Origin of the sequence: Devosia sp. (assembly GCF_041917035.1) — a bacterium.
Lineage (GTDB): Bacteria > Pseudomonadota > Alphaproteobacteria > Rhizobiales > Devosiaceae > Devosia_A.
Map to the genome: position 1 here is coordinate 1 of NZ_JAYRYM010000124.1, position 11537 is coordinate 11537.

Genomic DNA, 11537 nt, shown 5'->3' on the forward strand with positions numbered 1-11537 from the left:
CGGCTCGACAATCTCGAGGACCCGTTCAAGCTGTATCGCTGCCATACCATCATGAACTGCGCCAAGGTCTGCCCCAAGGGGCTGAACCCGGCCAAGGCGATCGCCGAGATCAAGCAGATGATGGTGAAGCGGGAGTTCGCCTGATCGCCAGCTTTCCGACCATCGCCGATGTCGAGGACCCCTCGGTGGCGCGGGTGCTGATCGCCGCGCTCAAGGCACATGGCTTTCATCCGCGCGAGGGCGGCGACAGCGGACTGCCGGGCCTGCCGGGGGTCTACGGCCCGAAGGGCATCCCGATCGAGGTGCCCGAGGACGAGGCGGACGACGCCCGGCTGCTGGCCGGGGCGCTGCTCAGGGACATGCTGGCCCGGTAGGGCACGGTGGCCGTTCGCGGGCGGTTTCGGACCGCGAGCCCGCCGCGGCACCCTAAACCTGCCACATTGGTCGCGGCATAGGGGACGGGCGGGTGGACCCGGTTGAACCGGAGGCAAGCTTCGGGTATGTCGCCGCGTCACACTTTGTTAACGATCAGGCCGGGGGGCCGAGGGCGGATGATGAGTTCGAGACGCGCCAGCGTTGCCATTGCGATGATTGGTGTCGTTGCCGTGGCGCTCGGCGGTTGCGCATCGAGCGGAATCCGGACCAGCAATATCGCCACCGAGTCCATCACCCCGATCCAGAACACGCCGGTCGCCAGCTCGAACCTGCCCGCCATCGGGCAGGACGGGCAGGTGCAGACGGCCGATATCGGCACGCCCGGCCAGCCGACCGACCTCGAGCAGCCGGCGGCGCTCGATCCGGCGCTGCCGCCGGCGGTGGACCAGTTCGGGCAGCCGGTGCAGGTGGCGAGCACCGACGACTCCTTCGTCACCCTCGATGCGGTCGGCGCCGTGCCGAACACGCCGGGGCGCGACCTCTCCGGCGGGCTGACCATCGAGAAGCTGCTGGGCGGCTGGACGATCGTGTCGGGCGCCGAGCAGTGCAAGCTGAACCTGACCTATACGGCCAAGACCGGCACCTCGCGCTACCGTGCCTCGACGCCGGGCTGCGGGCTGGCCGGGCTCAAGGTGGTGGCCAGCTGGCAGCTGGTCGGCACGCAGGTGCAGCTGTTCGACGAAGCGGGCGACATCATCGCCTCGCTGATCCTGAGCGGCAACCGCTTCATCGGCACCCTGGCCGGCGGCCAGGGCATTTCGATGGTCGGCTGAGCCGCGTGGCACGCGGGCGCGGGCACCCGGTCGGCGAGGCCCTCGCGGCGCTGGTGGCGTCGGGGACCCTGCAGAGCGATCCGCTGCAGACGGCCGCGGCGGCGGTGCTCGACCGCGTGGCGCGCGAGGTGCAGTCGGCCGAGGCGGCGCGAGGCCTGCTCGCCGGGCTGCGGCGCGGCCGGCCGGCGGTGCGCGGCGCTTACCTCGTCGGGCAGGTCGGGCGCGGCAAGACCATGCTGATGGACCTGTTCTTCGGCACGGTGGCGATCGCCGGCAAGCGGCGCGTGCATTTCCACGAGTTCATGGACGAGATGCACGAGGCGATTGCCGCGTTCCGGCGCTCGGCGCAGGGCAGGGCGGCCAATGCCGATCCGGTCGCCGCGGTGGTGGCGCCGCTGCTCAAGGACCTCAGGCTGCTCTGCCTCGACGAGTTCCAGGTGCAGGACATCACCAATGCCATGCTGCTCGGCCGGCTGTTCGAGAAGCTGTTCGCCGGCGGCGTGAGCATCGTTGCGACCTCCAACACCGTGCCGGACCGGCTCTACGAGCACGGGCTCAACCGCGACCTGGTGCTGCCCTTCATCGCCGAGCTGAAGGCGCGCTGCGAGATCGTCGCACTGGACGGGCCGACGGACTATCGCCGGCTGAAGTTCGAGGGCGAGGCGGTCTATCATTTCGGCAGCGGGGCCGGGGTGGATGCCGAGATGGACCGGCTTTGGCTGCGGCTGACCGGCGGCGTGCCGGGCCATCCCGAACAGGTGCACTCGCTGGGACGGGTCATTGCCGTGCCGCAGGCGGCAATGGGGGCGGCGCGCTTCGCGTTCGCCGAACTGTGCGAGCGGCCGCTCGGGGCGCGCGACTACCTGAGGCTCAGCCATGCCTACGATGCGCTGATGCTCGACCACGTGCCGCAGTTCGACCGACTGAGGACGGATGCCGCCAAGCGCTTCATCCTGCTGGTCGACACGCTGTACGACCGCGGCGTCAAGCTGGCAGCGAGCTTTGCGGCGCCGCTCGACGAACTGGGCCGCGACGACAGGACGAAGGCCGAGTTCGCCCGTTGCGTGTCGCGGCTGATCGAGATGCAGTCGGCGGAGTATCTCGCCGCGCCGCACAAGGGCGAGGCCCGGGCGGCAGGAAGCTAGTCGGGTAGTCGTTCCAGCGGATCGGCCACGGCAACGCCGAGCGTGCCGAAATGCCTTACGTTGCGAGTTAGCACGATGAGATCGTGGACCCTTGCGGTCGCCGCAATCAACACGTCCAGAAAGCCCGGATGCATGCCGCTGCCAAAGGCCTCGTCGGACATCCTCCCGCCGACCTTTGCCACCGCTTCGTCCACCGGCAACTGACGTTCGCCGAACTGGGCCGCGAGATCGTCCCGCCACCTCGTGAAGCGGTCTGCCCGCTGATGCTGTTCGGCTCGGGCGAGTCTGGCGATTCCCTGAGTGATCTCGAATATCGTGATGCTGGAGAGAAACAACCGTTCGTTCTGCTGGCGCACCCAAGCCACAAGGTCGTCCGACGCCTCTCGCCGGCCGGGGCCGAAGATGGATACTACGGACGTATCGAGGAGGAAGCGGTGGTTCACAGGTCGATCTCACGAGGCGGCGTGTGGTCGCGTTCCAGATCCAGCCCCCCGGGATACTCCAGCAAGACGTCGACAACGCTGCGTCTCGGCGCCTCGGAATGCAGCTTGCGGCCCTCCTCGATCGAGACGATCATCACCACCGGGGTGCCGTGCCTGGTGATGGTCACCGGCTCCCCCCCGACAACGGTCTCCACCACCTCGGACAGCTTGGCCTTGGCCTCGCGCAACTGCATCCGCTTCATCTCGGTCCTCCGATGGTGACTACATGTAGTCACATGTAGTTCGGTGGGTCTGCCGGGTCAACGCGGTCACCATCCTGTGCCGGAACCAAAGGCTGACTTGCCCCCGTCACCCGACAGGGTTAATAGGGGCGCGCAATTTCCAGCATTGGTGAAACGGGGGTTCGTGGATGGCGCGCAAGAAGATCGCTCTGATCGGTGCGGGGCAGATTGGCGGCACTTTGGCGCTCTTGGCGGCGACCAAGGAACTGGGCGACGTGATCCTGTTCGACGTGGTCGACGGCGTGCCGCAGGGCAAGGCGCTCGACCTCAGCCAGTCGGGCCCGGTCGAGGGCTTCAACGCCAGCCTCAAGGGTACGTCCGAGTACAAGGACATCGCCGGCGCCGACGTGGTGATCGTCACGGCCGGCGTGCCGCGCAAGCCGGGCATGAGCCGCGACGACCTGCTCGAGATCAACCTCAAGGTGATGGAGCAGGTGGGCGCCGGCATCGCCAAGTATGCCCCCGAGGCCTTCGTCATCTGCATCACCAACCCGCTCGATGCCATGGTCTGGGCCCTGCAGAAGTTCTCGGGCCTGCCGACCGGCCGCGTCGTCGGCATGGCGGGCGTGCTCGACTCGGCGCGCTTCCGCTTCTTCATCGCCGAGGAGCTGAAGGTCTCGGTCGAGGACGTGACGGCGTTCGTCCTCGGCGGGCATGGCGACACCATGGTGCCGCTCGCCCGCTATTCGACGGTGGCCGGCATTCCGCTGCCCGACCTCGTCAAGATGGGCTGGCTCAGCAAGGAGAAGCTCGAGCAGATCATCCAGCGCACCCGCGACGGCGGCGCCGAGATCGTCGGGCTGCTGAAGACCGGCTCGGCCTTCTATGCCCCTGCCGCTTCGGCGATCGAGATGGCCGAAAGCTTTCTCAAGGACAAAAAGCGCATCCTGCCCTGCGCCGCCTATCTCAAGGGCGAGTACGGGGTGAAGGGGACCTATGTCGGCGTGCCGGTGGTGCTGGGCGCGGGCGGTGTCGAGAAGATCGTCGAGATCTCGCTCTCGGGCAGCGAGCAGAAGGCCTTCGACAAGTCGGTTGCCGCCGTCGGCGGGCTGGTCGAGGCCTGCAAGAAGATCGCGCCGAAGCTGGCGTAAGGCCTCACGCCCTTGTGCCTCGACAGGCTCGGCACGGGGGTGACTGGGATAGTTGGACAGACTGAACACATACGCCGGTGTCATTCCCGCGAAAGCGGGAATCCCGGTTTCAGGGACGTGCCGCACCACCGCAACAGGGATTCCCGCTTTCGCGGGAATGACCTGGTGGGAGGTTGACAGTCCGGGCTCGATCGCAAGGCGGTAGGCAGACATGAACATCCACGAACATCAGGCCAAGGCGCTGCTCGCAACCTATGGCCTGCCGGTGGCCCGGGGCGTCGCCATCTTCTCGGCGGACGAGGCGGAGGCGGCGGCCAAGGCGCTGCCGGGCCCGCTCTACGTGGTGAAGAGCCAGATTCATGCCGGCGGACGCGGCAAGGGCAAGTTCAGGGAATTGCCGCCCGACGCCAAGGGCGGGGTGCGGCTGGCCCGTTCGGTGGCCGATGTGGTGGCGAACGCGCGCGAGATGCTGGGCAACACGCTGGTCACCAAGCAGACCGGGCCGGCCGGCAAGCAGGTCAACCGCCTCTATATCGAGGATGGCGCCGATATCGCGCGCGAGCTCTACTGCTCGCTGCTGGTCGACCGCGCGACCGGCCGGGTCAGCTTCGTCGTCTCCACCGAGGGCGGCATGGACATCGAGACGGTGGCCCATGACACGCCGGAAAAGATCGTCACCGTGGCGATCGACCCGACGAGCGGGGTCACCGCCGCCGATGTCGGGGCCATCGTCGGCGCGCTGCAGCTCGAGGGTGCCGCCGCCGGCGATGCCGGGACGGTGTTTCCGGCGCTCTACAAGGCCTTCACCGAAAAGGACATGAGCCTGCTCGAGGTCAACCCGCTGATCGTCTTGCGCGACGGCCACCTGCGGGTGCTCGATGCGAAGGTGAGCTTCGACAACAATGCCGGCTTCCGGCACGAGGAGCTGAAGCCGCTGCGCGACCTCACCGAAGAGGACGACAAGGAGATCGAGGCCTCCAAGTTCGATCTCGCCTATGTGGCGCTCGACGGCAATATCGGCTGCATGGTCAATGGCGCCGGGCTGGCCATGGCGACGATGGACATCATCAAGCTCTATGGCGCCGAGCCGGCCAATTTCCTCGATGTCGGCGGTGGCGCGAGCAAGGAGAAGGTGACGGCGGCGTTCAAGATCATCACCGCCGATCCGGCGGTGAAGGGTATCCTCGTCAACATCTTCGGCGGCATCATGCGCTGCGACATCATCGCCGAGGGGGTGATCGCGGCGGTACGGGAGGTCGGGCTGAAGGTGCCGCTGGTGGTCCGCCTCGAAGGCACCAATGTCAAGGAAGGCAAGGCCATCCTCAACTCGTCCGGCCTCGACGTGATCAGCGCCGACGATCTCGACGACGCGGCGCAGAAAGTGGTCGCGGCGGTCAAGGGGCGCGGCTGATGCGGACGGGTGCCGTCGCGGCGACGGCAGCCACTGCGCTGGTCCTCTGCGGTTCGCCGGCGCTGGCCGTGCCGGCCTATGACATCGCCTTCGTCTCCGAGTTCGCCGATGCCTGCGTGCCGGGCCGGCTGGGCTACCAGTCCACCCGGGATGCCGCCGTGGCCGCCGGCTGGGCGGAGGTCGAGCCGTCGGTCAATGCCGAGCTCGCCGCGATCATGGCGCGTTCCGAGACGGAAGCCACGGCCGATCCGGAGCTGCCCACCGTCTTCGCCTACACGACCTTCGCCAAGCCCATCGAGGGGCTGGATCACTATCTGGTGGTCAGCCGCTCCGAGATCACGGTCACCGAGGGCGAGGACCCCTGGGTGCTGATCGGCTGCTATCTGTACAACATGGACGCCAGCGCGCCGATCGACCCCGAGCCGGTGACCGCGCTGATCGGCAACCCGATCGCCCACAGCCAGATCGACATGCACATCACCAGCTATGTGTGGGGGCCGCCCTGTCCGATGCCGCGCACCGGCGACACCTACATGACCTTCATTCCCGAGGTGAGCCAGTACAGGGAGCAGGTCGGCATCTCCGGTCTGGTGCTGAAGTTTTCGACCTCCGAACCCGATCCCGGCGAAATCGTGCCGGATACGTATTGCTGATTCACCCCCGCCTCCAGAAGCGAGCCAAGCCTGATGTCCATTCTCGTCGACAAGAACACCAAGATCCTGGTGCAGGGGCTCACCGGTGAGTCCGGGACGCTGCATACCCAGTATGCGCTGGCCTATCATGGCACGCAGATGGTGGGCGGGGTGCATCCCAAGAAGGGCGGGCAGAACTGGCAGGGCAAGGTGCCCGGCGCCGGCGATGTCGAGCTGCCGATCTTCGCCTCGGTAGCGGAAGGCCGGGCGAAGACAGGGGCCACCGCCTCGGTGATCTATGTGCCGCCCGCCGGCGCCGCCGGCGCCATCCTCGAGGCGATCGAGGCCGGGATCGAGCTGATCGTCGCGATCACCGAGGGCGTGCCGGTGCTCGACATGGTCAAGGTCAAGGCGGCGCTCGACGGCTCGAAGTCGCGCCTGATCGGGCCGAACTGCCCGGGCGTGGTGACGGCGGGCGAGTGCAAGATCGGCATCATGCCCGGTAACATCTTCTCGAAGGGCTCGGTCGGCATTGTTTCGCGCTCCGGCACGCTTACCTATGAGGCAGTGTTCCAGACCACCAATGCCGGCCTCGGCCAGACCACGGCCGTGGGCATCGGCGGCGACCCGGTCAAGGGCACCGAGTTCATTGACGTGCTGGAGATGTTCCTCAAGGACGACGCGACCAAGTCGATCATCATGATCGGCGAGATCGGCGGTTCGGCCGAGGAGGACGCGGCGCAGTTCCTCATCGACGAGGCGCGGCGCGGCCGCAGCAAGCCGATGGCCGGGTTCATCGCCGGGCTGACGGCACCCAAGGGGCGCACCATGGGACATGCCGGCGCCGTCATTTCGGGTGGCAAGGGCGGCGCCGAGGACAAGATCGCGGCGATGGAGGCGGCAGGCATCCGCATGTCGCGCTCGCCGGCGCGCATCGGGCAGACGCTCGCCGAGGTCCTCAAGGGCTGAATGCCCGCCCGCGACGCCGTTGGGGCGCGTTACCGGCGCCTTAACGTCAGACAGATACTGTACGGGCAGTTTTCCGCCCGTACGCAGCCGGCCCGGCAAGGCAGTTCCGGGCACTTGAGAAGGATGGCGGGGCGACGAGCCTCGCATTGCTCGACATGACCCGACACGAAAAGAACGAACAGTTCTTGCTCTCTTCTTTCCTCTATGGCGGCAACGCCGACTACATCGAGGGGCTCTACGCCCGCTACAAGGCGGATCCGGGCTCGATCGACCCGACCTGGGCCGGCTATTTCAGCCGCCTCGAGGACAGCCCCGAGCAGGCCGAAAAGAATGCCGAGGGTCCGAGCTGGCAGCGGCGCGACTGGCCGCAGACGGCCAATGGCGAACTGGTCTCGGCGCTCGACGGTGACTGGGGCGAGATCCAGGTCAAGGTGCAGAAGGCACTGGTCGAGAAGGCCAGGGTGGAGGCCGCGCCGGCGCCGACCCCGGTCGACGTGCTGCAGGCGACGCGTGACTCGATCCGCGCCATCATGATGATCCGCGCCTACCGCATGCGCGGGCACCTGCATGCCGATCTCGATCCGCTGAAGCTCAAGCAGGACGATCCGGCGCCCGAGCTCGACCCGAGGAGCTACGGCTTCACCGAGGCGGATTACGGCCGCAGGATCTTCATCGACCACGTGCTCGGGCTCGATTACGCCACCATCCCGGAAATGCTGGCGATCCTCAAGCGCACCTACTGTTCGACGGTGGGCGTCGAGTTCATGCACATCTCCGATCCGGAAGCCAAGCAGTGGCTCCAGGAGCGCATCGAGGGGCCGGACAAGTCGATCAGCTTCACCCCGCAGGGCAAGAAGGCGATCCTCAACAAGCTGGTCGAGGCCGAGGGCTTCGAGAAGTTCCTCGACGTCAAGTTCACCGGCACCAAGCGCTTCGGGCTCGATGGCGGCGAGGCGCTGATCCCGGCGCTCGAGCAGATCATCAAGCGCGGCGGGGCGCTGGGGGTGAAGGACATCGTGCTCGGTATGGCGCATCGCGGCCGGCTCAACGTCCTGACCCAGGTGCTGGCCAAGCCGCACCGCGCCCTGTTCCACGAGTTCAAGGGCGGCGCCTTCTACCCCGAGGAGGTGGAGGGTTCGGGCGACGTCAAGTATCACCTGGGCGCCTCGGCCGACCGCGAGTTCGACGGCCATAGCGTGCACCTGAGCCTTACCGCCAACCCCAGCCATCTCGAGATCGTTGATCCGGTGGTGCTGGGCAAGGCGCGCGCCAAGCAGGACCAGCGCTCGGCGGTGGACGGTCGGTTCATCCCCGATACGCGGCAGACCGACCGCTCGGTGGCGCTGCCGCTGCTGATCCACGGCGATGCCGCCTTTGCCGGGCAGGGTGTGGTGGCCGAGTGCCTCGGCCTTTCCGGGCTCAAGGGCCACCGCACCGGCGGCTCGATCCACTTCGTCATCAACAACCAGATCGGCTTCACCACGGCGCCGATGTACTCGCGCTCCTCGCCCTATCCCACGGACGTGGCGAAGATGATCGAGGCGCCGGTGTTCCACGTCAACGGCGACGATCCCGAGGCGGTGGTCTATGCCACCAAGGTGGCGGTCGAGTACCGGCAGCGGTTCGGCCGCCCGGTGGTGATCGACATGTTCTGCTACCGCCGCTTCGGCCACAACGAGGGCGACGAGCCGAGCTTCACCCAGCCGCTGATGTACTCCAAGATCCGCAGCCACGAGACGACGCTGGACATCTACTCCAAGCGCCTCGTCGGCGAGGGCCTGCTCTCGGCCGAGGACGTCGAGAAGATGAAGGCCGACTGGCGGGCGCATCTGGAGGCCGAGTTCGAGGCCGGCCAGGATTTCCGGCCGAACAAGACCGACTGGCTCGACGGCGTGTGGAAGGACATGAAGCGCGCCGATATCGAGGGGCCGCGGCGCGGCGAGACCGGTGTCGAGATCGGCGAACTGGCACGGATCGGGCAGCAGCTGGCCCGCGTGCCGGCGGATTTCAACGTCCACAAGACGGTCAAGCGCTTCATGGACAACCGCCTCGCCGCCATCGAGGCCGGCGAGGGCATCGACTGGGCCACCGCGGAGGCGCTGGCCTTCGGCACGATGCTCGAAGAGGGCCACTCGGTGCGGCTGTCGGGGCAGGATTGCGAGCGTGGCACCTTCAGCCAGCGCCACTCGGTGCTGAACGACCAGGAGAAGGACGGGGCGACCTACACCCCGCTCAACAACATCTCGGCGAGCCAGGCGCGCTACGAGGTCATCAACTCGATGCTCTCGGAGGAGGCGGTGCTCGGCTTCGAGTACGGCTATTCGCTGGCCGAGCCGAACACGCTGACGCTGTGGGAAGCCCAGTTCGGCGACTTCGCCAATGGCGCGCAGGTGGTGGTCGACCAGTTCATCTCCTCGGGCGAGCGCAAGTGGTTCCGCATGAGCGGGCTGGTGATGCTGCTGCCGCACGGCTACGAGGGGCAGGGACCGGAGCATTCCTCGGCGCGGCTGGAGCGCTACCTGCAGCTGTGCGCCGAGGACAACATGCAGGTCGCCAACTGCACGACGCCGGCCAACTACTTCCACATCCTGCGCCGGCAGATGAAGCGCGATTTCCGCAAGCCGCTGGTGCTGATGACGCCCAAGTCGCTGCTCAGGCACAAGAAGGCGGTGTCGGCCCTGGTCGAGATGGGGCCGCAATCGACCTTCCATCGGCTGCTGTGGGATGATGCCGAAGCCCCGGGCGTGCAGAAGACGGCGATCAAGCTCGTGCCCGACAACGAGATCCGGCGCGTCGTGCTGTGCACCGGCAAGGTCTATTACGACCTGCTCGAGGACCGCGAGAAGCGCGGCATCAACGATGTCTACCTGCTGCGCCTCGAACAGCTCTACCCGTTCCCGGCCAAGGCCTTGCTCGACGAACTCAACCGGTTCAAGAATGCCGAGGTGGTCTGGTGCCAGGAGGAGCCCAAGAACATGGGAGCCTGGGCGTTCGTCCAGCCCTATATCGACTGGGTGCTGGAGCAGATGGGGCGGCCCGGCGAGCGGCCGCGCTATGTCGGCCGTGCCGCTTCGGCGGCGACGGCGACCGGCCTGATGCGGACGCACCTGCAGCAGCTGGCGGCGTTCCTCGAGGAAGCGTTCGCCCGGCAATAGGCGTCCAGACCAAAAAGCGGCAAAGTTTGAAGGACCAAGACAATGGCGACTGAGATCCGGGTGCCCACGCTGGGCGAGAGCGTCACCGAGGCGACGATCGGCCAGTGGTTCAAGAAGGTGGGCGACACCGTCGCCGCCGACGAACCGGTGGTGGAGCTGGAGACCGACAAGGTGACGATCGAGGTGCCGGCCCCGGCGGCCGGCGTGCTCGAATCGATCGCCGCCAATCCGGGCGACACCGTCAATGTCGGAGCGCTGATCGGCGCCATCGGGATGGCGGGGTCGGTTGTCGCAGCCGCTCCGGCACCGAAACCGGCCGAGGCGCCGCAGCCGGCGGCCATCGTCGCCGAAGCCGCCGTCAAGGCGCCGGTCAATGGCAGCATGGTGCCGCCGGCGCCGTCAGCCCAGAAGCTGATGGCCGAGAACGGCCTCGCCGCGGCCGATCTCGCCGGGTCGGGCAAGCGCGGGCAGGTGCTCAAGGAAGATGTCCTCGCGGCGCTGTCGCGTCCGGCCGCGCCGGCCATGCCGACGGCGATGTCGGGTTCGGCTGCCGCGCCGATCCCGATGCCGCGGCCGACCGAGGCCCCCAGGCCGGTGGAAGCGCCGAGGCCCGCGCCGGCGCCTGTTGCCGCCGCCGCGCCGATTGCCGTGGCCGCCGCGAAACCGGTGGAGGCCGCCCCGGCTCCGGCCCCGGCTGCTGCTGCTCCGGCGGCTGCTGCTCCCGCCCCCGTTGCGGCGGCGGCTGCCGCGGCCCCCGCACCGCGTCCGCCGGTCGCCGCGGCCGACGAGGCGCGCGAGGAGCGGGTAAAGATGACCCGGCTGCGCCAGACCATCGCCCGCCGGCTCAAGGACGCGCAGAACTCGGCGGCAATGCTCACCACCTTCAACGAGGTGGACATGCAGCCGGTGATGACGCTGCGCAACAGCTACAAGGATCTGTTCGAGAAAAAGCACGGCGTGAAGCTGGGCTTCATGGGCTTTTTCACCAAGGCGGTGGTGCATGCGCTCAAGGAGATCCCGGCGGTCAACGCCGAGATCAACGGCGACGAGATCATCTACAAGAACTACGCCCATGTCGGCGTCGCCGTCGGCACCGACAAGGGCCTCGTGGTGCCGGTGGTGCGCGATGCCGACCAGATGTCGATCGCCGGGATCGAGAAGGAGATCGCCCGGCTGGGCAAGCTCGCCCGCGACAGCGCGCT

The 11537-nt window shown here is 67.5% G+C and carries 11 protein-coding genes and 1 pseudogene; 10 read left to right on the forward strand and 2 right to left on the reverse strand.

The genetic code is table 11. The features are described 5' to 3' along the window. The 4 genes and pseudogenes from ACE3TU_RS13245 to zapE all read left to right on the forward strand — a co-directional run. Nucleotides 1-144, forward strand: a pseudogene (locus ACE3TU_RS13245) (succinate dehydrogenase iron-sulfur subunit); the annotation flags it as partial. A gap of 41 nt (nt 145-185) precedes the next feature. Beyond that, a complete protein-coding gene (locus ACE3TU_RS13250; RefSeq protein WP_374624903.1) occupies nt 186-374 on the forward strand; it encodes a hypothetical protein in 189 nt (62 codons plus the stop codon). A gap of 180 nt (nt 375-554) precedes the next feature. Then, the gene (locus tag ACE3TU_RS13255) at nt 555-1208 is read left to right on the forward strand and encodes an AprI/Inh family metalloprotease inhibitor (protein WP_374624905.1); all 654 of its coding nucleotides are present in this window, start codon (nt 555-557) and stop codon (nt 1206-1208) included. Nucleotides 1209-1213: 5 nt separating this feature from the next. After that, complete coding sequence (gene zapE, locus ACE3TU_RS13260; RefSeq protein WP_374624907.1) at nt 1214-2353, forward strand: cell division protein ZapE; 1140 nt, start codon at nt 1214-1216, stop codon at nt 2351-2353. Here the strand turns inward: zapE and ACE3TU_RS13265 are convergent. After that, nucleotides 2350-2796, reverse strand: coding sequence for a type II toxin-antitoxin system VapC family toxin (locus tag ACE3TU_RS13265; RefSeq protein ID WP_374624909.1), 447 nt, complete (start codon nt 2794-2796; stop codon nt 2350-2352). The two genes, zapE and ACE3TU_RS13265, sit on opposite strands and share 4 nt — an antisense overlap. Next, nucleotides 2793-3038 (reverse strand): type II toxin-antitoxin system Phd/YefM family antitoxin, encoded by a 246-nt coding sequence (locus ACE3TU_RS13270; RefSeq protein ID WP_374624911.1) that lies wholly within the window; start codon nt 3036-3038, stop codon nt 2793-2795. Before ACE3TU_RS13270 ends, ACE3TU_RS13265 begins: the two co-directional genes overlap by 4 nt. A gap of 167 nt (nt 3039-3205) precedes the next feature. Here ACE3TU_RS13270 and mdh point away from each other — a divergent pair, with 167 nt between their 5' ends. The 6 genes from mdh to ACE3TU_RS13300 form a co-directional block, all read left to right on the forward strand. After that, entirely contained in the window at nt 3206-4168 is a 963-nt protein-coding gene (gene mdh, locus ACE3TU_RS13275; RefSeq protein WP_374624913.1) for a malate dehydrogenase, read from the forward strand. A gap of 211 nt (nt 4169-4379) precedes the next feature. Further along, on the forward strand, nt 4380-5579 hold the full coding sequence (sucC, locus tag ACE3TU_RS13280; RefSeq protein ID WP_374624915.1) for an ADP-forming succinate--CoA ligase subunit beta: 1200 nt from the start codon (nt 4380-4382) through the stop codon (nt 5577-5579). After that, nucleotides 5579-6232: a hypothetical protein gene (locus tag ACE3TU_RS13285; protein ID WP_374624917.1), complete on the forward strand. Its 654-nt coding sequence runs from the start codon at nt 5579-5581 to the stop codon at nt 6230-6232. Before sucC ends, ACE3TU_RS13285 begins: the two co-directional genes overlap by 1 nt. Before the next feature lie 33 nt (nt 6233-6265). Next, entirely contained in the window at nt 6266-7180 is a 915-nt protein-coding gene (gene sucD / locus ACE3TU_RS13290) for a succinate--CoA ligase subunit alpha (protein WP_374624919.1), read from the forward strand. 155 nt (nt 7181-7335) lie between these two features. Further along, nucleotides 7336-10335, forward strand: coding sequence for a 2-oxoglutarate dehydrogenase E1 component (locus tag ACE3TU_RS13295; protein ID WP_374624923.1), 3000 nt, complete (start codon nt 7336-7338; stop codon nt 10333-10335). Nucleotides 10336-10377: 42 nt separating this feature from the next. Continuing rightward, nucleotides 10378-11537 (forward strand): 2-oxo acid dehydrogenase subunit E2 (locus ACE3TU_RS13300; protein WP_374624921.1); only part of this gene is annotated, 1160 nt, incomplete at its 3' end.

Excerpts from the sequence above, each read along its gene's own strand:
- ACE3TU_RS13255 (WP_374624905.1), top strand. The coding sequence starts at position 555 with ATGAGTTCGAGACGCGCCAGCGTTGCCATTGCGATGATTGGTGTCGTT.
- ACE3TU_RS13270 (WP_374624911.1), bottom strand. The coding sequence starts at position 3,038 with ATGAAGCGGATGCAGTTGCGCGAGGCCAAGGCCAAGCTGTCCGAGGTG.
- mdh (WP_374624913.1), top strand. The coding sequence starts at position 3,206 with ATGGCGCGCAAGAAGATCGCTCTGATCGGTGCGGGGCAGATTGGCGGC.
- sucC (WP_374624915.1), top strand. The coding sequence starts at position 4,380 with ATGAACATCCACGAACATCAGGCCAAGGCGCTGCTCGCAACCTATGGC.
- ACE3TU_RS13285 (WP_374624917.1), top strand. The coding sequence starts at position 5,579 with ATGCGGACGGGTGCCGTCGCGGCGACGGCAGCCACTGCGCTGGTCCTC.
- sucD (WP_374624919.1), top strand. The coding sequence starts at position 6,266 with ATGTCCATTCTCGTCGACAAGAACACCAAGATCCTGGTGCAGGGGCTC.
- ACE3TU_RS13295 (WP_374624923.1), top strand. The coding sequence starts at position 7,336 with ATGACCCGACACGAAAAGAACGAACAGTTCTTGCTCTCTTCTTTCCTC.